Origin of the sequence: Pseudomonas cerasi, assembly GCF_027983475.1 — a bacterium.
In the GTDB taxonomy this organism is placed as follows: domain Bacteria; phylum Pseudomonadota; class Gammaproteobacteria; order Pseudomonadales; family Pseudomonadaceae; genus Aquipseudomonas; species Aquipseudomonas cerasi.
Genome location: NZ_JAQJVM010000005.1, coordinates 161,694 through 185,885 on the forward strand (window position 1 = coordinate 161,694; position 24,192 = coordinate 185,885).

A 24,192-nucleotide genomic window follows, 5' to 3' on the forward strand; every position below is an offset into this window, starting at 1 on the left:
TAGAGGTCGAGGCTTAACCTTTTACTGAGCGCTCGCGCAGGTAGGCCAGCACTTGCGCTTGATCACCTGCGAATTCGATACGCGCCGCCTTGTGTTCGCGCTGGTAAGCGTACATCGGGTCGTAGTACTCGCCGAGCAGCCCTTCGATCCAGCCACGGTGCAGATCAACCGCACCGCTGCGCTGCTGTTCTTCCAGCGCCGCCTGCATAAGGCCCGACAGTCGCTGGTGACGCTCGCCACCGAGGCGTTTGTGAATGTTGTTCAGGCTTTGCAACAGACGCTCGGCGAACAGGCCAAAGCCTTGCTCTTCGCCCTTGACGGTGATGAACTCTGCGCAGAGGTTGATCACGTAATCATCGAGAATCCGCTCGACGCGATTCTCGAAGCTGTCTTCCAGCCAGACCATCGCGCAGCCCTGCATCGCCTGGTGCAGTTCCAGCGGCACGTTGCAACTACCGACCAGACGGCTTTCATCTTCCACAACGAATTGTTCGATACCGGCTGCGCGCTTCTTGAGCAGGTCGATGGCCAGCCGGTTCTCGAAGTCGATCTGCGCCGGTTGCCCGGTGGCACGCTTGCCGAAGCTGGAGCCGCGGTGGTTGGCGATGCCTTCCAGGTCCAGGCTGTTGCGCAGTTGCGTCAACACTTCGGTCTTGCCCGTGCCGGTCATTCCGCCAAGCACGACGATTTCGCATTCGCTCACCGCCTCGTGCAGGGTATCCAGCAGGAACGTGCGCATCGCCTTGTAGCCGCCAAGAACCCGTGGGTAGTCGACCCCGGCATCCTTCAGCCAGCGCTGTACCGTCTGCGAGCGCAGCCCGCCGCGAAAGCAATACAGGTAGCCATCCGGATTGGCCTTGGCGAACTCGACCCACGCATTGACGCGTTCATCCTTGACCTGACCACAGACCAATTGATGCCCAAGCTGGATAGCGGCGTCCTGGCCGTGTTGCTTGTAGCAGGTGCCGACCTTCTGCCGCTCGATGTCATTCATCAGCGGCAGGTTGATCACACCAGGAAAAGCCCCCTTGGAAAACTCCACCGGAGCACGAGCGTCCATCATCGGCACGTCGTTGAGAAACAACGCGCGGTAGTCGCTGCTGTTGTCGGCCATCAGAACACCTCGACGGCGTGGGTCTGTCGCTCGTGCAGGGTGCCGATAGGGTTGAGCAGCAGACCCAGTTCGGCGGCCACGATCAGAAACTCGGCTTCACCTTCAGGGCTGACCGCGACCAGCAGACCGCCGCTTGTCTGCGGGTCACACAAAAGGTCACGCTGGGCGTCGGTCAGTGTGCCGATCCTGTCGCCGTAACTTTCAAAATTGCGCAATGTGCCGCCCGGCACACAGCCCTCGGCAATGTAATGCTCGACGCCGGGCAGACGCGGTACAGCAGCGTAGTCCAGACGCGCGGTCAGACCTGCGCCGTCCGCCATTTCAACCAGATGCCCGAGCAGGCCGAAGCCGGTGACATCGGTCATGGCCTGCACTCCGTCGAGCTTGCCGAAACGGCTGCCCGGCTTGTTCAGGGTACACATCCAGTCACGCGCCAGACCGATGTCTTCATCGCGCAACCTGGATTTCTTCTCGGCGGTGGTGAGGATGCCGATGCCCAGGGGCTTGGTCAGGTACAAGGTGCTCCCCGCCAAGGCAGTGTCGTTGCGTTTCATGTGCTTTTTCTGCACCACGCCGGTCACCGCCAGACCGAAGATCGGCTCCGGCGCGTCGATGGAGTGCCCGCCCGCCAGCGGAATACCGGCAGCGTCGCAGACGGCACGACCACCGCGAATGACTTCACGCGCCACTTCTGGCGGGAGGATATTGACCGGCCAGCCGAGGATGGCGATGGCCATCAGCGGATCGCCGCCCATCGCATAGATATCGCTAATGGCATTGGTCGCGGCGATACGGCCGAAGTCGAACGGGTCATCGACGATGGGCATGAAGAAGTCCGTGGTCGAGACCACGCCGCGCTCGTCATCCAGCGCATAGACCGCTGCGTCATCACGCGAGGCATTGCCAACCCAGAGTCTGGGGTCGAGGTTCTGAGCGCCGCTGCCAGCGAGGATCACGTCCAGCACCTTGGGGGAAATCTTGCAGCCACACCCTGCTCCATGACTGTACTGGGTCAGGCGGATTGGCTCATTCATTGCGACACTCTCGGTTACCGGGAAACAGGCTGTGGAGTCTAGGGGCTGTTCCCTTATCAGCGCAAACCGCGTCGTGCGCCGATCGTGCATTCGGGCGATGAATCTGCCGAACTGGCCTTTCTCGCCATGCCTCTTATAATCCCCGCGCATCACCACCGAATCCTGTGAAGCGCCGCCTGCTCGTGCTGGCGGGCGTCACGTTATCCTTTTCCGCTATTGAACCGGAGAACCTCCATGCTCAAGCGTACCCTGGCGCTCGCCGCCGGCCTTGCCCTGTCCTTCTCCGCCCTGACCAGCCACGCTGCCGACACCCTGCGCGTCTCGGCCATTCCCGACGAAGCGCCCACCGAACTGCTGCGCAAGTTCAAGCCGCTGGGTGCTTATCTGGAGCAACGGCTGGGCATGAAAGTCGAGTTCGTTCCAGTCGCGGATTACCCGGCAGTGGTCGAAGCGCTGGCCACTGACCGGCTCGACATGGCCTGGCTGGGCGGCTTCACCTTCGTTCAGGTCAACCTCAAGACCGGTAATGCGGTGCCACTGGTACAGCGTGAGCAGGACGCCAAATTCACCAGCAAATTCATCACCTCCGATCCGGACGTGAAAACCCTGGCGGACCTCAAGGGCAAGACGTTTGCCTTCGGCTCGGTGTCATCGACATCCGGCAGCCTGATGCCGCGTTATTTCATGCTCAAGGAAAACATCAAACCGGAAACGTTCTTCAGCCGCGTCGCCTATTCCAGTGCGCATGACGCAACCGCAGCGTGGGTTCAGGCGGGCAAGGTCGATGCAGGCGTGCTCAATGCCAGCGTCTGGGACAAACTGGTCGCCAGCGGCAAGGTCGACACCAACAAGGTTCATGTCTTCCAGACCACACCGGCTTATTTCGACTACAACTGGACCGTGCGCGGCAGCCTCGACCCGGCACTGGCAGCGAAGATCAAACAGGCCTTCCTCGACCTCGACCCGGCCAACCCGGAGCAGAAGGCGATCCTCGACCTTCAGGCCGCCAGCCGCTTCATCGAGACCAAGCCCGAGAACTACAAAGGCATCGAAGAAGCCGCACGCGCTGCCGACCTGCTGAAATGACCTTGCGTCTGTCCGACATCGAGCTGCGCCATAGCGACGGCACACTGGCGTTGCGCGGCCTGGACCTGAGCATTGATCGCGGCGAGCGGGTGGCGATCATCGGGCCATCCGGTGCGGGCAAGACCACGCTGCTCAACCTGCTGGCCAGCGCTCTGCCGCCCAGTGCCGGGCAACTGCAGGTGCTGGGGACTGATCCCTGGCAGCTCTCCAGCACACGACGCCAGCGCCTGCGCAGCCGCATTGCGCTGATTCATCAGGCACCGCCGTTGCCAGCGCGCCAACGGGTGGTCACTGCGGTGTCGGCGGGCAGGCTTGGTCAGTGGGGGCTGGGCAAAAGCCTGCTGAACCTGCTGCATCCCCTCGACATCAGCGGCACCCGCGAGGTATTGGCACGTCTGGACCTGGCAGACAAATTGTTCGAGCGTTGCCAGCAGTTGTCCGGCGGACAGCTGCAACGTGTCGGCATTGCCCGCGCCCTGTATCAACAACCCGAACTGCTGCTGGCCGACGAGCCGGTTTCGGCGATGGACCCGCGCCTCGCCGATCACACCCTGGCGCTGCTGTGTCAGCACGCCATCGAGCACAACGTGACGCTGGTCGCCAGCCTGCATGCGGTGGAACTGGCGCTGGCACACTTTCCGCGGGTCATCGGGGTGCGTGACGGGCGAATTCACTTCGACCTTGCCGCCAGCGAGGTCGGCCGGGAGCATCTCGACACGCTGTATGCCAACGAACAACTCAGCCCTCAGGCGGTTTCGGATGCGGCTGAAATACGCTGGACGCCACGATGCTGAGTCGGGATCAGCGCGACCCGGCGGCAACGCCACGCCTGTTGCTGACGTTGCTGGCGGTCGCCCTGCTCTGGCCGGGCATTCGTCTGGCCGAACTGAATCCGCTGGTACTGCTGCAAGCCGATAATGCGCGGACGATGGGCAGCTTTCTCTCCGGGTTCTGGCCGGTGGCGCACTCTGCGGAATTCCTCGGGCTGCTGCTGGATGCGACGCTGCAAACCCTGGCGATCGCGACGGCCGGCATTGCCCTTGCCTTGCTGCTGGCCGTTCCGGCAAGCCTGCTCGCCAGCAAAGCGCTGTCGTTGTCGGCCGCCTCACACGGAGGCCGCCCCGGCTGGCTCGGCCAATGCCTGCGCTGGCCGACACGCGGAGTATTGATCTTCCTGCGCAGCGTGCCGGAAATCGTCTGGGCGCTGCTGTTCGTGCGCGCGGTCGGCCTGGGCCCGACGGCCGGCGTGCTGGCCATCGCCATCACCTATGCGGGCATGCTCGGCAAGGTGTACGCGGAGATTTTCGAATCGGTGGACCAACGCCCGGCCCACGCGCTGCTCCAGGCAGGCAGCGGTCGCCTGGCCGCGCTGGCTTACGGCATCCTGCCCAACGCGGCCGCCGAATTGACGTCCTACACTGTGTACCGCTGGGAGTGCGCCGTGCGCGCTTCGGTGGTCATGGGTTTCGTCGGCGCAGGCGGACTGGGTCAGCAGATCGACCTGTCGATGCGCATGTTCGCCGGTGACGAAGTGGCGAGCATGCTGCTGACCTTCCTGCTGCTGGTGCTGCTCGCCGACCAGCTCAGCCGCTTGCTGCGCAGGCAGTTCACATGAAGCGCGCAGGCAATCTGCTGCTGGTGCTGACGATGATTGCGGCAGTGATCGCATCGTTTGTGTACCTCGGCCTCGACCTGTTCACCCTGGGCAGCCACGACAACCTGACGCAGATGGGCCGTTACGCGCTGCGCTTCATGAGCCCGGACCTGAGCGCCCCTCATCTGCAGGCAATCGGCCAGGGCACCCTGGAAACCCTCGCCATGTCTGCACTCGGCACATTGCTGGCCGCCATTGCAGGTCTGCTCCTGGCACTGCCCGCGGCCGGACGCTTCGGCTGGTTCCTGCGCAGCCTGAGCCGCCTGCTGCTCAATGCGCTGCGCGCCATTCCGGAACTGGTGTGGGCCGTGTTGATGGTGCTGGCTGCCGGGCTCGGCCCCAATGCCGGCACGCTGGCGCTGGCACTGCACACCACGGGCGTTCTGGGCCGTCTGTTTGCCGAGGCGCTGGAAAATACCGCGCCGCAACCCGCTGCAGCGATTCGTCTGCAGGGCGGCAGCGCCTGGCAGGCGTTCAGCTACGGCACCCTGCCCAACCTCTGGCCACAGCTGCTGGCGTATACGCTGTATCGCTGGGAGAACAACATTCGCATGGCCAGCGTGCTGGGCTTTGTCGGCGCGGGCGGTCTGGGGCAAATGCTGTATGTCAGCCTCAGCCTGTTTCAGGAAGCGCAGGCCAGTACCGTGATTCTGGCGATGCTGATACTGGTGTTGGCCGTCGACGCTTTGAGCGGTTGGAGCAGGCAGCGTTGGGTGCGTAACTGAGCAGACCTTAGAACGCAAAACGCCACGACCCTGAAGCTCAGGGCCGTGGCGCGATTAGCAGCGTGACTCAGTAGCCGAGCGACAACCCGGTGTTGCGACGCGGGTCGTTGGCACCGTAGAAGCGGTTGTTACCGACCGGTTTGCCACCCAGCGAAGGCGCGCCCACCAGAATCGCCGCCACATGATTGAGCGGCTGCGGACCTGCGAACTTTTGACCCCAGCTCTGAAGTATCTTCAGCGTGTCAGGGCTGACCGCGAAGGTATCGATGTTGGTTTCCTCAGGCTGCCATTGCTGGTGGAAGCGCGGCGCATCCACCGCTTCCTGAATGTTCATGCCGTAGTCGATGACGTTGAGCATGGTCAGCAGCGTGGCGGTAATGATGCGGCTGCCGCCCGGCGTGCCGACGACCATCACAGCCTTGCCGTCCTTGGTGACAATGGTCGGGCTCATCGACGACAGCGGCGTCTTGCCCGGCGCGATGGCGTTGGCTTCGCCCTGCACCAGTCCGTACATGTTGGGTACGCCGACCTTGACGGTGAAGTCATCCATTTCATCGTTGAGGATCACGCCGGTCTTGCTGGCCATGACGCCCGCGCCGAACCAGTTGTTCAGGGTGTAGGTTACCGAAACCGCATTGCCCCATTTATCGACAATCGAATAGTGGGTGGTGTTGCTGCCTTCATGGGGCGCGACGCCGGGTTTGATCTTGTTCGAGTCACCGGCCTTTTGCGGATCGATGGCTGCGCGCAGCTTGGCGGCATACTTGACGTCCAGCAGGTGCTCGACCGGATTCTTGACGAAGTCCGGGTCGCCCAGGTAGCTGTTGCGGTCTGCGTAGGCGTGACGCATGGCCTCGATCTGATAATGCATGCCCTGCGCCGAGCGGAAGCCCAGCTCTTTCATCGGGTAGCCTTCGAGGATGTTCAGAATCTGGCAGATGACCACACCGCCGGAGCTCGGAGGCGGTGCCGAGACCACATGGTAGCCACGGTAATCACATTCGACCGGTGCCAGCTCGCGGGTCTTGTAATGGTCGAGGTCCGCCTGGGTAATGATGCCCTTGCCGGCCTGGCTGGAATCGACCAGCGCCTTGGCAACCCAGCCCTTGTAGAAACCGTCGCTGCCCTTCTCGGAGACTTCCTTGAGGGTCTTGGCCAGGTCTTTCTGCACCAGTTTCTGACCGACCTGCATCGGTTCGCCCTTGTCGAGGAAGATCGAACCGGAATCGGCCATGTCCGCCTTGAATACATCCGTGGCGCTCGACAGCATGTCGACATCGCCCTGACCCAGCACAAAACCTTCCTCGGCGAGCTTGATCGCCGGAGCGATGACTTCCTCACGCTTGCGGGTACCGTACTTGCTCAGGGCCATTTCCATACCGGAGACGGTGCCAGGCACGCCGACGGCCAGATGGCCCTTGGCACTCAGATCAGGGATGACCTTGCCGTCCTTATCCAGGTACATGTTGGCAGTCGCGGCCAGCGGTGCCTTTTCACGGAAGTCGAGGAAGGTCTTGCGCCCGTCGGCCAGCTGAATGGTCATGAAACCACCGCCGCCGAGGTTGCCGGCAGCGGGATAGACCACCGCCAGCGCGTAGCCGACCGCTACGGCCGCATCGACCGCATTGCCGCCAGCCTTGAGTACATCGACACCCACGTGGGTAGCCAGGTGCTGAGCCGTCACGACCATGCCGTTTTCGGCAGCGACCGGCGCTTGTGACGCCGCGAATGTGGGGGAATACGCGACAATCAGTGCCGTCGCGATCAACGATCTGGCGAGGGGTTCGAACTTCATGGTCGATCTCTTCTTTTTCTGGGTCAGGGACGTTTGATGAGTGAAGCGCCAGCCTCCAGGCGAGGATGCGGCACTTCTCATCGAAGCGTACCGAGCATCCCTGCGCTGATCTGACGGGGTCCAAAGTAGCCGGTTCTGCCACGTTTTCCTAATGTAAAAACCGGATACACAGCAACGCCCCACTGATTCCCGACACGGGTGACGCCTAGGCTTTCGGGCGATACCCCTCAATGATCGCCGAGAAGTCCTTGCCGCCATCACCGCGCAGGCTCATGGCCTGGTACAGCTGTTGCGCCACTGCGCCGAGGATGACCGGTTGATGCGCAGCGCGCGCGGCCTCGGTTGCAAGGCCCAGGTCCTTGAGCATCAACTCGGCACCAAAGCCACCGCTGTAACCGCGCGACGCGGGAGCGGTTTCGACGATGCCGGGCCACGGGTTGTAGGCCTCCGAACTCCAGCAACGACCGGTCGAGGTATTGATGATGCCGGCCAGCACTTGGGTATCGATACCCAGTGCATTGCCCAGCGCCATAGACTCGGCCACGCCGATCATGGAAATCGCCAGCAGCATGTTGTTGCAGATCTTGGCAATCTGGCCGGTGCCCACGTCACCACAATGCACGATGTTGCGGCCCATCTGTTCCAGCACCGGTTTGAGCACGGCGAAATGCCCGGCAGAGCCTCCGACCATGAAGGTCAGGGTCCCGGCCTGCGCCCCACCGGTGCCGCCCGACACCGGCGCATCGCCCAACACCACGCCTTGCTGCGCAGCGACAGCGGCGATGTCGCGGATGGTCTGCGGGTCGATGGTGCTGCAATCAACCGCCGGGACGCCTCGTGCGATGCCTTTCAGCACGCCGTCGTCGCTCAGGTACACGCTGCGCACATGTGCCGCTGCGGGCAGCATGGTGATGACCAGCTCACTGCCCTGAGCCGCCTGTGCGGGTGAGTCACTGACCTGTGCGCCCAGCTCGGCGAACTCAGCCAGTACGCTCTTGTTGAGGTCGAACACCTGCAAGGCGTGACCGGCTCTGATCAGGTTGCGGGCCATGGGCGCGCCCATATTGCCCAGACCGATAAATGCGATGTTCATGGTTGTTCTCCCGGGCGAATTGACCGCCAGCGCTCAGCGCAGATTGATCGTGGTGTTCACGCCATCGTTGACGCTGTCGTCATCGAACCAGCGGCTGGTGACGGTCTTGGTCTGCGTGTAGAACTGCACCACCTGTTTGCCGTACGGGCCCAGATCGCCCAGTTTGGAACCCCGCGAGCCGGTAAAACTGAAAAACGGCACCGGCACGGGAATCGGAATATTGATCCCGACCTGCCCGACATCGATCTCGCTTTGAAACTTGCGTGCCGCCGCACCACTCTGGGTGAACAGCCCGGTGCCGTTGCCGAACGGGTTGGCGTTGACCAGCGCGATAGCCTCATCGAGGGTATCGACCTCCAGCACCACCAGCACCGGCCCGAAAATCTCCTGGGTGTAAATCTGCATGTCGGTGGTGACGCCCGAGAACAAGGTCGGCCCCACGAAGTTGCCGCCCTCGTAACCCGGAACCGAAACCTCCCGACCATCCAGTTCCAGCGTCGCGCCTTCACGCACGCCGCTCTCGATCAGATCCAGAATGCGTTGTTTGGCCCGTCGTGAAATCACCGGCCCGATGTCAGTGCCCGGCTCCTTACCGGCATTGACCTTGAGAGTCTGCGCCCGTGCCTTGAGGTCGGGCAGCCACTGTCTAGACGCGCCGACCAGCACCACCACAGAAGTCGCCATGCAACGCTGACCCGCCGCACCGAAACCCGCGCCCACCAGCGCGTTCAGCGTTTGCTCACGGTTGGCATCGGGTAGCACCACGGCATGATTCTTCGCACCCATCATTGCCTGCACCCGCTTGCCATGCCGACCGGCCAGATCGTAGACATGCGTGCCGACCGCCGTTGAACCGACGAAGGAAACAGCCTTGATGTCCTTGTGCGTGCAGATCGCGTTCACCACCTCCTTGCCACCATGCACCACGTTGAGCACACCGGGCGGCACCCCCGCCTCGATCGCCAGCTCGACCAGCAACAGGGTCGACAGCGGATCCTGCTCGGAAGGCTTGAGCACGAATGTATTGCCGCAGGCGATCGCCATCGGAAACATCCACAGCGGAATCATCGCCGGGAAGTTGAACGGCGTGATCCCGGCGCACACACCGATCGGCTGGCGCAGGGTATAGGTGTCAACGCCACTGGCGACGTTCTCGGCAAACTCGCCCATTTGCAGCGTGCCGATCGAACAGGCGTGCTCGACCACTTCCAGGCCCCGAAAAATATCGCCCTCGGCATCGGCCAGCGTCTTGCCCTGCTCGGCACTGAGTACCGCCGCGATGCGCCTGGAGTGCTCGCGGATCAGCGCCTGCAACTTGAGCATGATGCGCATACGCACACCAATGGGTGTTTCACGCCAGGTTCGATAGGCCGCGTGAGCAGCGGCGACAGCGGCGTCCACTTCACTGGCCGTGGCGAATGGCACCTGGGCGAGGATTTCCTGAGTGGCGGGATTGACGATGTCTTGCCATTCGCTGCTTTGCGAGTCGGTCCACTCGCCGTTGATCAGCAGTTTCACGCGAGCAATCGAGGTCGTCGTGTGGTTCAGTGAGGCATTCATTTCAGCGATTCTCCCTTCAGCAAACCACGCATCCACAGCTTGTGCAGAAGGATGAGCGTGGCCTCCCGGCAGTCTTGTTTTTGAATTGGTCAGGGGGCGTGCTTTGGAGTATAGATGTGCAAACTTCTAACAAGAACGAAGATAAAAGCAGGGTCAACATGCAAAAAAACATCACCTCCCTGGGGCTGTTGAACTGGGATGACCTGAAGTTTTTCCTTGAGGTGGCACGCACCCGAAAAGTCAGCAGCGCGGCCCGGCGTCTGGGCGTTGACTACACCACCGTGTCGCGGCGCATCAACTCGCTGGAAACCTCACTGGGCACACTGCTTTTCGAGAAATCGCGCACCAACGGCTTCATCATGACCGCCGAAGGTCAGCGCCTGCTGGGTTATGCCGAGTCCATCGAAAGCACACTGCACATGGCTTGCGAACAGGTTTCCGGGTCCAGCGTCGCGCTATCAGGGCATGTGCGCATGGGCTGCACCGAAGGCTTCGGCAGCTTCTTCATCACCCCGCAACTGAGCCACTTTCTCGACAGCTACCCGAGCATTTCGCTGGACATCCTGCCGCTGCCGCACTTCATCAGCCTGTCTAAGCGCGAGGCGGATATCGTCATCGCCCTGGAGCGCCCCGAACACGGTCCTTACGTGTGTTGCAAACTCTGCGATTACAGCCTGGGTCTGTACGCCACCCAGGCCTACCTCGACAACCACTCGCCCATCGAACACAAAGCGGACCTGAGCGAGCACGTCTTCATCAGCTACGTCGACGACTTGGCGTTCAGCTCCGAGCTGCTGTACATGAGCAACCTGCTGCCCAACGCCCAGGCACGGCTGCGCAGCACCAGCGTCATCGCCCAATACACCGCCGCCCTGCAGGGCCGCGCACTGGCGATCCTGCCATGCTTCCTCGCTGCCCAAGACCCACGGCTGCTGCCGGTGCTGAGGGAGGAGGTGAACATCACTCGTCAATTCTGGATGTATTGCCGGGAGGATCTGCGCAAGTTGAAGCGGATCACGTTGCTGTGGGATTACATTCGGGAGGTGACGGAGTTGAATAAGGGGTTTCTGTTGGGGGAAAACCGCGCTATTCGCTTCCTTCAATGACAGATTTTCGAGGGATCAGGTGGCCTTATAGTCGCGGGGCAGACCGGAGTTGGCGGTTTGTCATACTGATGCTGGTCCGCTCCCATTGAGGTGACCCCGACTTTTAGATCAGGTTCTCAAGGTCCTTCGCAAAACTAAGATTTCCCCTACATACCGCTTTTTGCGCTTCCGGTAGCCTCCCACGCGTCAACTAAACGCTGGTTGTTTACGGATCAAAACGCAGGGACAGGATGCAATGATTTCTTCAGCCCGATTGGGCGACAAGCAAGCCTGCCCATTACCGGGGCACGGTACAACGCCTATCGCTTCTGCATCCGATGACGTCAACATCAACGGCATGGGCGCGGCACGTGTGGGGGATACCTGCGGGTGTGGCGCGGTCATCACTACAGGCTTTCCTTCCATTCTGGTGAATGGCCGTCCTATGGCCCACCTAGGAAGCCCCACCAGTCACGGCGGGACAATCATCACGGGCTCAGGCAATGTGGGTGGCGGCTTCGTCATGGGCGACGCTGGTGGCGCGCCCCTTATTAACTTCATGGTGCTGGGGGCCTTCCGGCCAGACGGTTCCGTGGACGACGAGAAGATGGCGACCTTGCTGGCTGACCCGAAGCTCACGGAGAAAGCCTTGGCGGCGAACGCTTTGGTAGGCCCTGAGGCCGCTGGTGAGAAGTCAGATGCGCAGCCTGAGTCAAAAGCGGAACCTGTTGTTTGCAAACACCCTGACAGGATGGAAGAGCTGGCGACTTATATTGCTGGAGAGATGAACGCCAACATCAATAGTCCAGAAGTTCGTCAGATGAGAGACCTCAATAGCTTCGATGCGGCGGCAAAGATGAAGGAGTATGAGGCGCTTCCATTTTACTTGCGCCTTGGTCCCGGCCCGGATTTCTACAGCATGGCGGCCGGTATGCAAGCAAAGGCTTTTGCTATCTGGGCAGAACGTGTTGGTCAGAATCGCCCGTGGGACCACAAACCGATACTCGCCGCGAAATACGATGGCGTCGTCTACCACAAACAGGGCGATTACGATTACTTCTATGACATCTGGTCGAACATTCACTATGGATACGTCGGGCGAGTTGGTGGGCTTTCCGAAAGCATCCGTTTGGATGGCGCAGGTGCTGAGCAGATCGTTTCAGACACACTCAGGAAAGCAGTCGAGGTCCTACAGAAACCGAAAGAGGAAAGAAAACTTCCGGGGCCTAATCGCTCGGCCGACATTGATGGACTCCGTGCATGGGACGACGCCCCAGACCGGATTTCGATTAGCATTGGGATCAAGCTGTTCAGCCAAAACCCCACCGGTGGAATTACGGCACAAATGGTAATGAAGGAAGTTCTTGCAGTAGCACCTGGAGCATGGGGAAAAGGCATCCGTGAACACAAATGCAAGCAAAACTAAAACCGGGCATGGCCGTTGGCTGCTTGTTGGCCTTTTGGTCGGCCCTATCGCTTTTTGGTACTTAGCTTCTCCAGTCGTGGCAGTAAATTTTTCTCATGAAGGAAAGGAAGAGTTTCGATACATCTGGAACACTCAGCATCAAATCTATAAGGGTGACATGCCCGCAGGTGGCGGCTCAGCGGTCGAGTGGGGCCAAATCTTCCCTGATAAAGATTTCTTCATGAGGTTCGATTGGTGGACCGACAAGGGATTTCAGAGGTGTTTCTACGTAACACCGAAATGGGGGCGGATGATAGAAATTTACCTTGATGATAAAGGTCGAATCGACACTGCTGCGACTGACCATGATGTTATCGCTCGTTTAAAACAGTGTGCCGGGGAACCTGACCCTTTTCGGTCCTAAGGTGCCCTACCAGCACTACCAAAGTAAACCCATCACAGCACCCAAGCAGAACGCGGACGACATCCTAAAGGAAGCGTCACTGCAAAGATGGTCATGGACGAAATGCTTGCAGTACCGCCCCAGCCATGGGGTAAAGGGGTCCAAATACATGCCTGTCCATAAACCCAGGATCCGATATGGCCGCTGGATGTTTCTTCTACTCGGCATCCTTCCTGTGGCTTTTTGGTATTTTTCCTCGCCGGTCGTAGCCGTCAATTTTTCTCCGAATAGCAAGGAGGAGTTTCGATACGTGTGGAACACTCAGGACAGAATCCACAGGGGCGATATCAGGCACGGCGGCTCAGCCGTTGAGTTCAGCTACATATTCCCTGATAAGGACTTCTTCATGATGTTCGATTGGTGGACCGATAAGGGTTTCAAGCGGTGCATCGACATCACGCCTAAATGGGGAAGTACGATAGACATCTATCTTGATGATATCGGCAGGATCGACACGGCGAAAACGGCGCCTGAGGTCATTGCTCGTCTGAAACAGTGTCCTGGGCGAGCAGACCCCTTCCAGCCCTGAGGCGTGCTACCCGCGCCACGTCAAACTCGGCACAGCCAATGAGTAAACACAGAAGATACTCCCATGGCTGCCTTGGTAGGCCGAGCCGATAGCTGACTCCTCCATTAACTCTCGCACAGCAGCCGCGCAACCCACCCGGGCAGATGGTTATCATGCCGGTGATAGTGCTTTACCAGTCAACGCCCCCCCCCCCACAGGCCCCCCTTTGTGCAGGAAATACGAAATGAGCATTGATTGGATCAACTTCACACCCTGGACGTCATTATGCGGAGGAGCCTTGATAGGGCTGGCCGTCAGCTTGTTCGTTCTCGCGAATGGTCGTATTGCCGGCATCAGCGGCGTGTTGGGGGGCTTTTTGCAATTGGGCAGTGAAGGCTGGGGCGAGAAGGCGCTGTTCCTGCTTGGCCTGTTGATTTCGCCATTATTGTGGGCGGCGTTCACAGCGTTGCCGGAGATAGAGATTAATTCAGAATGGCCCGCTCTGGTCATCGCGGGCCTGCTCGTTGGCGTGGGTACCCGTTACGGTTCGGGCTGTACGAGTGGTCATGGTGTGTGCGGGATATCCCGCTTGTCTCCTCGCTCCATCGTGGCGACGCTATGCTTTATGGCTACCGGATTTGCGACGGTATACGTCAGTCGCCATGTACTAGGGGTCTGAAGATGCTCAAGGTGACCGCATTTTTTGCAGGCTTGATATTTGGCTTTGGTCTGCTTTTGGCTGGCATGGCAAACCCTGCCAAGGTATTGGCTTTTCTTGATGTAAGCGGAACGTGGGATCCATCGCTTGCTCTGGTAATGGCAGGTGCTATCTCGGTGGCGGTCGTCCCCCTGAACTGGGCGCGCAGGAACAGGCAATCCTTGCTGGGTGCCCGTATGCAACTCCCGGTGAAAACCCAGCTGGACGCCCGCTTGATCGTTGGCAGCCTGGTGTTCGGGATTGGCTGGGGCATTGCGGGAATCTGCCCTGGGCCAGCGGTCGCCACTCTGCTTACAGGACACTGGAAAATCCTCATATTCCTATTAGCCTTACTGGCCGGTATGTACCTGTTTTCCGCTCTCGAGAAACGACGCACGTAACTCTCAGGTTGTTGCGGCCGGGGCTGCGCCCACAGGACTGACAGCCCTCGTAAAGCATCACCGACAGCATGCCAACGCGGAGCATCGGCACGAGAGTCGACTGCTGATCAAAGCCCCAACATCAGTCCACTCAGACGTTTGACCTTGCGGCGCAGGGCTTCTTCGAAGATGCCCTGGCGCGGTTCGATCAGGCTGAACCAGTGCTTGGCGCGGGTGATGCCGGTGTAGATGAGCTCCTTGGTCAGTACCGGGTTGAGCGCTTCGGGCAGGATCAGGGCGGTGTGGGCGAATTCCGAGCCTTGGGATTTGTGTACGGTCATGGCGTACACGGTTTCGACCTCGTTGAGGCGGCTGGGCAGGACGAAGCGTACGCCTTCGCTGCCGTCGTTGCGGGGGAAGGCGACGCGCAACACCTGTTTGCCCTCGCCGTCGCGCTCGGGCAGGCGCAAGGTGATGCCGATGTCGCCGTTCATCAGGCCGAGGCCATAGTCGTTGTGGGTCATCAGCACCGGGCGACCTTCGTACCATTGCTGTTCGCTTTCGATCAGCTTCGCGTTGAACAGCGCGTGAGTGATGCGCTGGTTCAAACCCTCCACACCCCACGGGCCTTTGCGCACGGCACACAGCAGTTGAAAGGCGTCGAAGGCGCTGAGTACCGAGCGCGCCCAACGGGTCCAGCACGCGTCGTCCAGTGCCGAATCGTCGGCGGGACGTTCGGCGGCGAGTACGTTCAGGTAATGCCGGTAACCCTGCGGGCCTTGCTCGCCCCTGCTAAGACCGTCGAGCACCAGGCGTTCGAACTTGAGGTCCTGCTCGCCCTTGAGTGCCAGGGCGAACAGGTCGTCGTGACTGCCCGCCGAGAGCAGCGCGCGGGCTTGTTGGTCCTGTTGCTGGTTGACCAGCCGGGCCAGCTGGCCGATGCCGCTGCCTTGGCCGAAGCGACGCGAGTGGCGCAGCATCACCACTTGCTGGGCCAACGGATGCTGCTGTGCATCGCCCAGCCGCAAACCGCCCTTGCCGAGGTCTTCGCCGCTGACGGCTTCCAGCCAGGCCTGGGTGTCGGGGCTGTAGAAACCTTCTTCGGCGTCGCGGCACAAATCCCCGAGTACCGCCCCCGCCTCAACGGACGCCAGCTGGTCCTTGTCACCCAGCAGAACCATGCGTGCATGCGGCGGCAGTGCGTCGAGCAGATTGGCCATCATTTCCAGGTCGATCATGGAGGCTTCATCAACCACCAGCACATCCAGCGGCAGTAAATTGCCCGCATGGTGGCGGAAGTGCCGGGTACCGGGGCGACTGCCCAGCAAGCGGTGGACGGTGGTCACCTCGCTGGGGATTTTCTGTCGTACGTCGTCACTGACATCCAGGCTCTGCACCTGTTGACTGATGGACTCGGTCAGACGTGCCGCCGCCTTGCCGGTAGGTGCCGCGAGACGGATACGCAGCGGTTGGCCATTCTGTACCGCCGGGGCCTGCAACAAGGCCAGCAGACGCACCACCGTGGTGGTTTTGCCGGTGCCGGGGCCGCCGGTGATGATGCTGAAGCCCTTGCGAGTCGCCAGTGCGCAGGCAAGTTTCTGCCAGTCGATGACAGCTTGTGGCGAAGAATTGGCCGGGCCGAACAATGCGTCGAGCTGCTGCGGCAGATCCTCCGGCGGCGTTTCACGCTGTGCCAGGCGCTGACGCAAGGCTGCGGCGATACGCCGTTCGTAAGTCCAGTAGCGACGCAGGTACAGACGCCGCTCGGCCAGCACCAGTGGTTTTTGTCGCGCTTCGGTACTTGAATCGCCCACCTCGGCAACCAGCATGCTGCCGGCCAGCGCCTGGCACCAAGCGGCGCCATCCAGTGCTGCCAGCAGTTGTGAGGGCAGCAGCATCGGCGCGCTCTGCTGATCGCCTTCGGGTGGCAGTGACAGGGCGAAGTCCGGTTCTTTGAGGGTCTCGTAGAGGTCAAGGCAGACATGACCGTGGCCGAGCTGATGGCTGGTAAGCGCCGCAGCCACCAGCACCAACGGATCGGCGTGCGGATCGAGGTCACTGAGGAACGCGACGAACGCTTTGTCCAGAGCACGCAACCAGCCGCGCTCGACCCAACGCTCGAGCAGGATCAGCAGATCACTGACACGCGTCAGCGGGCTCAACTCAGCGAGGCTGATATCGTCCAGCGCTGTAGGCAACAGATCATCGAACGAGCGGCTCATGCCAATGCTCCCGGCAGGTCATGCGCTATCGGTTTGCCCTGAAACAGCAGGTCCAGACTCTCGATCAGTTCACGTGGCGGACGGGTGAAATATGCTCCCTGAGAGGCCGAACGACTGCCGCGCAGAAACAGGTACAGCGCGCCGCCCATGTGCTGGTCGTAATCGTAGCCGGCCATCCGCGCCTTGAGCTGACGGTGAAGGGCCAGCAGGTAGAGGACGTATTGCAGGTCGTAGCGGTTGTCGAGAATGGCGGTTTCCATCGCCAGCTGGGTGTACGCACTGTCGTCGCTGCCCAGCCAGTTGGACTTGTAGTCGGCCACGTAATACCGGCCTTCGTGTTCGAACGTCAGGTCGATAAAGCCCTTGAACATGCCGTTGAGCGAGACCGTCTCGGTCCCAGCACGCGGTGCGTTGTCGTGGGTGAAGCGGCGCACGAGGGCATCCATCTGCGCGACGTTGACGTTATTGCTGGCGAACCAGAATTCCATCTCCACACGGTACTGATTGGGCTGATCCAGTTCGCCCAAGGCCACCGGTGCGGCGTCCGGCGTCAGGCGCAACGGCATGTTCAGCATGTGTTGCAGCCAATCGCTCAGGGTATTGATCCAGCCCGCCCAACCGCGTCGATTGCAGCGCCGGGCGACGGCGTCCTGCAGTTTCTCCGGCGCGTGCGCGGTCATCGCAAACCCTTCGTTGCCAGCCCACTCGAGCAGCCCGTGCAGAAAGGTGCCGGGATTGGGGCCACGCGAAAAACGATGGATATCGCCGCCGCTGGTCAGGATGTCGCGCGGGGCTTCGGGGTCCAGACGCTCGTCGTCGAACAGTTTCTGTGCCTGCGGGCTGTCAGGCGACTCATCGGCACCGGCCGTTACCGTGTCGCCGATACGCAGGGCACTGTAGGACGCGATCCACCAGTTCTCGGCAGCGCGGCGTTTGGGCAACAGCAGCTTGACCAGCGCCGCTTCGTTGCGCGGCGCACTGAAGCGCTCGTCGGTGGGCTCCGGCACAGGCTCCAAGGCAATCGCCTCACCCCCCTGGGCCAGATCACGCAGCCAGACCTTCAACTCTGCAGACTCGGCCAGCGCTGCGCCACCGCCCAGCAGGTAACCCAGTGCGGAGCGGTGCAGCATGGAGGTGTTGGCATTGCCACGCTTGAGGTCGGCGACGCCCAGCCAGCAGGCATGTTCCGATCGCGTGAGGGCGACGTAGAGCAGACGCAGGTCTTCGGCCAGACGTTCATCATCGGCTTGTTGAATCAGCGCCTCGGTAGGCTGCAGGCTGATCTGGGACTTGCCGTCGGCGTCGTGAAACTGAAGAGGCAAGCGACTGCCGTCCACCGGTTTCGAGGAGCAAATGAACGGCAGGAACACCAGCGGGTACTGCAAGCCCTTGGACTTGTGGATGGTGACCACCTTGACCAGTTGCTCATCGCTTTCCAGACGCAGGATCTGCTCTTCCCCGGCCTGGCCGGAGAGTGCCAGATGGTCGCCCAGATGACGGATCAGCGCCTGCTCGCCATCCAGTTCGGCGGCGGCCTGCTGCAGCAGTTCAGACAGGTGCAGCAGGTTGGTGAGTACTCGTTCGCCATCGTTGCGGGTCATCAAGGTCTGTGGCAGGGCAAAGTCGTGCAACAGACGGCGCAGCATCGGCAGCACGCCCTGGCTGCGCCATATGGCGCGATAGCCACGAAACTGCATGACGCGTCGCTCCCACGCCAGCTCGTCCTGATTCAGGCGTTCCAGCTCGGCCAGCGGCAGATCCAGCGTGATACATGCCAGCGCGGCACGCAGCGTGCGTTCGGAGTCCGGCTCGGCGCAGGCCTTGAGCCAGGACAGCAGGTCGTGGGCTTCCTGAGCGGCGAACACCGAATCCTTGTCGGACAGGTACACGCTGCGCACACCACGCGCGGTCAGTTGCTGACGCACCGCCTGCGCTTCCTTGCCGTCGCGGACCAGAATCGCAATGTCGGCCGGACGCAGCCCGCGCAGTGTGTTGTCGGGCGTGACCAAACCGGCACGGCCCTGCTGACCGGCATTGAGCAGACGCACGATCTCGCTCGCGCAACTGGCTGCCAACTGCTGACGATAAACCACGCCGGACACCGGCTGGTCACTTTGCAGGTGCCAGACCGTCAGCGCCGTCAGGGGTGTACCGTCGACGTGCAGCGTCTCTTTACGGCCTTGGGCCAGCGCATCGGAGAACGGCACCTGATTGCCGTGCTCATCACGAAACAGGAACGCACCGCGACCTTGCTCTCGTTGCTCTGCCCGCGTGAAGACATGGTTGACCGACTCGACCATCGCATGACTGGAGCGGTAGTTGGTGTCCAGCGTATGCCAACGGCCATCGGTCGCCTGGCGGGCACGCAGGTAGGTGTAGATATCGGCGCCGCGAAACGCGTAGATCGCCTGTTTCGGGTCGCCAATCAGGAACAGCCCGGTCTGCTCATCGTTGGCCTCAAGACGATAGATGCTGTCGAAGATCCGGTACTGGACAGGGTCGGTGTCCTGGAATTCGTCGATCAACGCCACCGGAAACTGCTCGCGAATCAGGGTGGCCAGACGCTCGCCGCCCGCGCCATGCAGGGCCGCGTCGAGCCTGAGCAGCATGTCATCAAAGCCCATCTCGGCGCGGCGACGCTTCTCCTCTTCAAAGCGCGCGCTGACCCAATGCGCCGCATGCTGCAACACAGCAGCATCGGGTTTGGGCAAACCGTCGAGCGCCGCCTTCAACTGTGCCATGGCCTCGAAGGCCGGGTGCACAGGTGGCTCGCTCTTCCAGGCTTCGGCAATGCCGTCGGGGGTCAGACGAGTGAAACCGGTGCCCAGATCCAGCGCTTCCTGTGTGTCGTCAGCGGCCCAGGCAGCAAGTTTTTCAAACCAGGGTTTGAAGTAGCGTTCCTGCATCTTGCGGCCGTCGACTGCCTTGCGAGCGACCGCGTCCTGACAGAGCGCATACAACTCGTCGGCCCACACGGCCCACGGCGCCTTCAGCGCGGCAAGCGCTGCCCGGCGCTCTTGCAATGACGCCGCAATCAGTTCGGCCGGTTCCTGGGTGAGTGGACTGCGATCACGGCCGAACAGACCTCGCACACGCGGCAGCAACGCCGCCGGACCGCTGAGGTTTTCCCGCACCCAGAGCAATGCGTCGCCGCTCATGGGGTAACAGAAGCGGCGCCAGTAATCGCGCAGGACTTCGCCGAGCAAATCGCTGTGGTCGGTTTCCAGCGTCTGGGTGAACAGACTGCCGCTGTCGAATGCGTGTTCGCGCAACATGCGCTGGCACCAACTGTGGATGGTCGAGACCGCGGCCTCGTCCATCCACTGTGCGGCAATGTCCAGACGGCTGGCGCAGGCTGGCCATAGCGACGCTTCGAACTGTTCACGCAGATCGGCAATCAGGCCATCGGGGGCGGCGATCTCGTCACGGAAGAAGCGAGCGGCCTCCGCCAGCCGGGTACGGATTCTGTCACGCAATTCTTTGGTTGCGGCATCGGTAAAGGTCACCACAAGAATCTGCGGCGGCAGCAGTTCGCGACCAAAGCCGGACTGCTCGGTGCCGTGGCCGAGCACCAGACGCAAGTACAGAGCGGAGATGGTGAAGGTCTTGCCGGTGCCAGCGCTGGCCTCGATCAACTGGCTGCCGCGCAGTGGAAAGCGCAGCGCGAGAGGAAGGGATTGCTCGCTCATGCGCCACCCTCCCCGCCGGACAACGACTGCCACGGCGCATCGTAAATCGGTTTGTAAAGCGTCTCGCACCAGCCTGCGAATTCTTCACTGCCCATCAGTGCGTCAAAGTCCGGAAACTGCCGAGCCAATGCCGTGCTTTCTCGGCGCTCGCCGTCGGTGGTCTGTCCGTCACCTTCGTAGGCTTTGCGAGCAGCCGCTTCGGCTTTGTCGGCAGGCTGGCCCAACCAGGCGAAGGCGGTTTTGACCGCGACCGGAAGGGGTTCCTGCATGCCGTGCAGCCAGGCCGTCAGCAAGTGGTTGAGCGTGGTGACGGCACTCGCCCTGTCCAGCGGCTCCAGCATCAGGGTTTCATCACTGGCGACCAGTGCCGTGCTCAACGGCAGGTCGCAAGCGCACGCCACCAGATGGTTGACCCACGGCCGAATCAACCGGTGCCACTTGCGGGTCTTTTTCGAGCCGATGCTGTTGGGAATGGCGGTAACCAGCAACAGCTCGGCACGGGCGTTACGGTGCAACCCGCCCAGCCAGCCGTCGATGCTGACACCCGCATGGCTGAAGCTGATCGGTAAAGCGCTGCTCAGGGTCTCGGGCCAGAGGGTCAGCAGATCGTGGTAGCGCCTGAGTACGTCAGGCAGCGGTTCGATCAGCTCGCTCTGCATCAAGGTGCCGAAACCTGCGAGCGGTAGCAGGCCACTGGCTTGCAGTTTCAGCGCCTGAGTCTGTAGAGCAGCATCCATATTGTCCGGCGAGGACATACCTGCGCCAAGCAGGCTTTCACTCAGGCCATAGCGCTCAAGGGCATCGAGCACGAACGGCTCTTCGTCGGCGAGCGGCGCTTCAGCAACTTCGAAATAGATCTTCAGGCGCTGGCTGAAAAAGTGTTTTACCGGGTTTCTCAGGAAATCCTGTAGCTGCGCAATGGACAGCGGTTCTTCCTGTTCGTGAGGCGGCAGCGCTTGAGGCACGGGCACCTGAAGGTCGGTTTCATGCAGCAGACGCCACTCGCGGGCGAAGCTGAAGTACCCCGTTCCGGCGTGGAAGTAATTGGCGCTGAAGGGTTGCAAGGGGTGATTCACAGTCAGGGCTTTCAGCAAGCGCTCATCATCCTGTTTAACGTCCGGGTCGGTCTCGCCGGCCAGCTTCCAGCCGCTGGCGAGGTGATCGCGAAGCTGACCGATGAGCACCGAAGCTGGACGCTCACTGTTGTCACGAATGCTGTGGCCAACCCAACTGACATACAACTGATCCCTGGCCGAGAGCAAGGCTTCCAGCAACAGGTAACGATCGTCTTCACGCCGGGAACGGTCGCCGGGGCGGTAATCGCTGCCCATCAAATCGAAATCCAGCGGCGGTTGCGCGCGCGGATAATCGCCGTCGTTCATGCCCAACAGGCAGACCACCTTGAACGGGATGGCGCGCATGGGCATCAGCGTGCAGAAGTTGACCGAGCCCGCCAGAAAACGCTGGGAAAGGCGCCCTTGATCGAGCCCGGCCAGCCAGGCCTCACGCACCACGGTCAGCGGCAGCTCTTCAGTCAGCCTTACCGTTGCACAGGTTTCCAGCCAGTTCTCGCGCAGTGTTTCCAGTTGGGCAAGCAAGTAGTCGTCATGCTCGCTGTCGGCGAGGAAGAACAACTGCAGCAGCGATTGCAGACGGGCACCCCACGCTTCCGGAGTGGTGGGTGTCGTCAACTCTGTGTGGGCGACCTGAAGAGCATCAATCAACGCGACCAGCGGACCGATCAACGCCGCATCAAGCCCGCCGATCTCATCGTAAGGTTCGATGCCGTCGTAAGCCGCACCGGCACCCACGGCGTAACCCAGCAACATGCGACGCAGGCCGAAATGCCAGCTGTTCTGCTCAAGGGCATCCGGCAGCCCGAGGCCGGCCCGCTGCTGAGCATTAAGCCCCCAACGAATTCCTGCGCCTTCGATCCAGCGATGCAGTGTTGGCAGGTCGCGCTCTTGAATCCTGAAGCGTGCTCGCAAGGCTGGAACGTCCAGCAGGTCAAGAATCTCACTGACCGGGAAACGGCTGTCCGGGAGTTTGAGCAGGTGCTCGACGGCAATCAGCAACGGCTCGCGGCCGCGCTGGCCCTGATCAGCCAGCGTAAAGGGGATGAAGCGACGGTCTTCGCGTTCGATCTGTCCGAATACCGCTCGTATGTGTGGGGCATAGCTGTCGATATCCGGGACCATGACAATCACGTCACGCGGACGCAGGCCAGGGTCTTTGCTGAATCTCGCCAGTAGCTGGTCATGCAGCACTTCCACTTCGCGCTGCGCACTGTGAGCCACATGGAAGCGGATCGAGCGGTCCTCGAGAGGATCGACTGCCGGCCAGAGCTCACGGGTTTCATCCAGCGGACGCAGCTCGAGAATATCGTCCTGCAACTGGTTCAGCAGTGTGGTGGGCTCCGCTTCACTGAACAGATCAATGCGCTCGTCCTTGAACGAGGAACGGTAGCTGCGTGGATCGTCATGGCTGTCCAGCAGGTTGATGTAATCACGTCCCTGCTTGCCCCAGGCCGCGAGCAACGGGTGAGCATGCTGATGCAGCGCCTGCGGGTCGAGGACCATCGGCATTCCGCTCTTGCGCGCCTGACGTTTGTACTGGTGACGCAGCAGGTCCTTGTCGGCGACGATATCGGTCCAGTGGTGGCGACACGGGTTGTGGACACAGAGCAGAACCTGACTGAACTTGGCCAGCCCTGCCAACGCCTCAAGCGCTTGTGCAGGCAATGACGAAATGCCGAAAACGATGACCCGTGCCGGCAAGCCCGGCGGCGCTTCGGTCATGTTGCCGATGCGCTCGATGAAACGCTGATGCACGCCCGCGCGGCTCTGCGACATCCCTTCAGCCCCGACGTCGTCCAGCAACGCACGCCACAGTTCGGCCTGCCAGCAATTGGCAGCTGACAATGGTCTGGACTGACCTCGTACGTCGCGCAATTGATGACGGCCAGCGGCCCAGTCTTCCAGCCAGTCCGCACGGTAAACCTGGTATTGGTCGAACAGATCGGACAGGCGCTCGGACAGTTGATAGCGCTTGCGCAGATCAGTGTCGTCGGTCAGGAAGCGCTGCAGGGGTTCGAAGTGCGGCTGATTGATCAGCGACGGCAGCAAGCGCATCAAGCGCCAGGTCAAAGGGGTCTTGTCGAGCAAGGAAGTCTGTGGGATCTCATCTGCACCCAGCACCATACGATACAGCGTCCACATGAAACTGCCGGGCAACTGGACGTCTATGGCGGCGGCGATACCACAGCCACCGTTGTCTTCATCCTGGGCATCTTCGGCCAAGGCCAGCTTCAACCATTGCGCAATGCCGTTGCTCTGCACCAGAGCAATCTCGTTTTCCAGGGGGGCCAATGGATATCGCCGCATCCAGGACACAACCAGACTGCGCAGTTCATCCGGGCGGTTGCCTTGAACCACCATGAAGCCTGCACTCAGAGAGGTTGTAACGGACATGCTTGCTTCCTTGACGGGTGCGTGGAACCTGATGCCGAACCATAAGGGCAAGCGCGCCGGATTGCCATAAGCACGTGGGTCTGGATGACTGCCGGAGAGGTAGAGTTATGAGCTCAGGAGGATGCAGAGGTTTCTGGAACCCAGACAAACAAAAACCCTCAACGCGTAAGCGAAGAGGGTTTCTGGAATTTAATCTTGACGATGACCTACTC

At 61.2% G+C, this 24,192-nt stretch carries 18 protein-coding genes; 10 read left to right on the top strand and 8 right to left on the bottom strand.

Annotated features, from left to right (window positions below):
* Positions 1–13: 13 nt before the first annotated feature.
* Complete coding sequence (mnmH, locus tag PI739_RS24630; protein ID WP_003435603.1) at positions 14–1,114, bottom strand: tRNA 2-selenouridine(34) synthase MnmH; 1,101 nt, start codon at positions 1,112–1,114, stop codon at positions 14–16.
* The gene (selD, locus tag PI739_RS24635; protein ID WP_060708646.1) at positions 1,114–2,148 is read right to left on the bottom strand and encodes a selenide, water dikinase SelD; all 1,035 of its coding nucleotides are present in this window, start codon (positions 2,146–2,148) and stop codon (positions 1,114–1,116) included. Before selD ends, mnmH begins: the two co-directional genes overlap by 1 nt.
* A gap of 234 nt (positions 2,149–2,382) precedes the next feature.
* Here selD and PI739_RS24640 point away from each other — a divergent pair, with 234 nt between their 5' ends.
* Genes PI739_RS24640 through phnE form a run of 4 tightly spaced genes read left to right on the top strand, consistent with a single transcriptional unit; the run spans position 2,383 to position 5,613 of the window.
* Complete coding sequence (locus PI739_RS24640) at positions 2,383–3,234, top strand: putative selenate ABC transporter substrate-binding protein (RefSeq protein ID WP_271352234.1); 852 nt, start codon at positions 2,383–2,385, stop codon at positions 3,232–3,234.
* Positions 3,231–4,028 carry a phosphonate ABC transporter ATP-binding protein gene (locus PI739_RS24645; protein ID WP_271352235.1) on the top strand — a complete coding sequence of 266 codons (798 nt, stop codon included), beginning with the start codon at positions 3,231–3,233 and terminating at the stop codon, positions 4,026–4,028. The genes PI739_RS24640 and PI739_RS24645 overlap by 4 nt, the downstream gene beginning before the upstream one ends.
* Positions 4,022–4,849 (top strand): PhnE/PtxC family ABC transporter permease, encoded by an 828-nt coding sequence (locus PI739_RS24650; RefSeq protein ID WP_003435592.1) that lies wholly within the window; start codon positions 4,022–4,024, stop codon positions 4,847–4,849. Before PI739_RS24645 ends, PI739_RS24650 begins: the two co-directional genes overlap by 7 nt.
* Positions 4,846–5,613: a phosphonate ABC transporter, permease protein PhnE gene (gene phnE / locus PI739_RS24655; protein ID WP_003371074.1), complete on the top strand. Its 768-nt coding sequence runs from the start codon at positions 4,846–4,848 to the stop codon at positions 5,611–5,613. Before PI739_RS24650 ends, phnE begins: the two co-directional genes overlap by 4 nt.
* Positions 5,614–5,680: 67 nt before the next feature.
* Here the strand turns inward: phnE and ggt are convergent, their stop codons facing one another.
* The 3 genes from ggt to PI739_RS24670 all read right to left on the bottom strand — a co-directional run bounded on the left by ggt (position 5,681) and on the right by PI739_RS24670 (position 10,061).
* Positions 5,681–7,408, bottom strand: coding sequence for a gamma-glutamyltransferase (gene ggt / locus PI739_RS24660; RefSeq protein WP_003435590.1), 1,728 nt, complete (start codon positions 7,406–7,408; stop codon positions 5,681–5,683).
* A gap of 205 nt (positions 7,409–7,613) precedes the next feature.
* Positions 7,614–8,501 carry a 3-hydroxyisobutyrate dehydrogenase gene (gene mmsB / locus PI739_RS24665; RefSeq protein ID WP_003435574.1) on the bottom strand — a complete coding sequence of 296 codons (888 nt, stop codon included), beginning with the start codon at positions 8,499–8,501 and terminating at the stop codon, positions 7,614–7,616.
* A gap of 33 nt (positions 8,502–8,534) precedes the next feature.
* Positions 8,535–10,061: a CoA-acylating methylmalonate-semialdehyde dehydrogenase gene (locus tag PI739_RS24670; protein ID WP_003435572.1), complete on the bottom strand. Its 1,527-nt coding sequence runs from the start codon at positions 10,059–10,061 to the stop codon at positions 8,535–8,537.
* Between the two features lie 158 nt (positions 10,062–10,219).
* Between PI739_RS24670 and PI739_RS24675 the strand changes: the two genes are divergently transcribed.
* From PI739_RS24675 to PI739_RS24700, 6 genes are all read left to right on the top strand, one after another.
* The gene (locus tag PI739_RS24675; protein WP_058396809.1) at positions 10,220–11,167 is read left to right on the top strand and encodes a LysR family transcriptional regulator; all 948 of its coding nucleotides are present in this window, start codon (positions 10,220–10,222) and stop codon (positions 11,165–11,167) included.
* Between the two features lie 235 nt (positions 11,168–11,402).
* Entirely contained in the window at positions 11,403–12,572 is a 1,170-nt protein-coding gene (locus PI739_RS24680) for a polymorphic toxin type 44 domain-containing protein (protein WP_271352236.1), read from the top strand.
* A complete protein-coding gene (locus tag PI739_RS24685; RefSeq protein ID WP_032609808.1) occupies positions 12,547–12,975 on the top strand; it encodes a hypothetical protein in 429 nt (142 codons plus the stop codon). Before PI739_RS24680 ends, PI739_RS24685 begins: the two co-directional genes overlap by 26 nt.
* 148 nt (positions 12,976–13,123) lie before the next feature.
* Positions 13,124–13,543, top strand: a complete 420-nt coding sequence (locus tag PI739_RS24690; RefSeq protein ID WP_248695894.1) for a hypothetical protein — start codon at positions 13,124–13,126, stop codon at positions 13,541–13,543.
* A 223-nt stretch (positions 13,544–13,766) separates the two neighbouring features.
* Positions 13,767–14,201 carry a YeeE/YedE family protein gene (locus PI739_RS24695; protein ID WP_054082191.1) on the top strand — a complete coding sequence of 145 codons (435 nt, stop codon included), beginning with the start codon at positions 13,767–13,769 and terminating at the stop codon, positions 14,199–14,201.
* A gap of 2 nt (positions 14,202–14,203) precedes the next feature.
* Positions 14,204–14,620 carry a DUF6691 family protein gene (locus tag PI739_RS24700; RefSeq protein ID WP_003371057.1) on the top strand — a complete coding sequence of 139 codons (417 nt, stop codon included), beginning with the start codon at positions 14,204–14,206 and terminating at the stop codon, positions 14,618–14,620.
* Between the two features lie 107 nt (positions 14,621–14,727).
* Here PI739_RS24700 and recD read toward each other — a convergent pair whose 3' ends face one another.
* From recD to recC, 3 genes are read right to left on the bottom strand one after another with little or no spacing between them, the layout of a single operon-like run.
* Positions 14,728–16,821, bottom strand: a complete 2,094-nt coding sequence (gene recD, locus PI739_RS24705; RefSeq protein WP_271352238.1) for an exodeoxyribonuclease V subunit alpha — start codon at positions 16,819–16,821, stop codon at positions 14,728–14,730.
* Positions 16,818–20,510, bottom strand: coding sequence for an exodeoxyribonuclease V subunit beta (gene recB, locus PI739_RS24710; protein WP_271352239.1), 3,693 nt, complete (start codon positions 20,508–20,510; stop codon positions 16,818–16,820). The genes recD and recB overlap by 4 nt, the downstream gene beginning before the upstream one ends.
* Positions 20,507–23,980 carry an exodeoxyribonuclease V subunit gamma gene (gene recC, locus PI739_RS24715; RefSeq protein ID WP_054082188.1) on the bottom strand — a complete coding sequence of 1,158 codons (3,474 nt, stop codon included), beginning with the start codon at positions 23,978–23,980 and terminating at the stop codon, positions 20,507–20,509. Before recC ends, recB begins: the two co-directional genes overlap by 4 nt.
* Between the last annotated feature and the right edge of the window lie 212 nt (positions 23,981–24,192).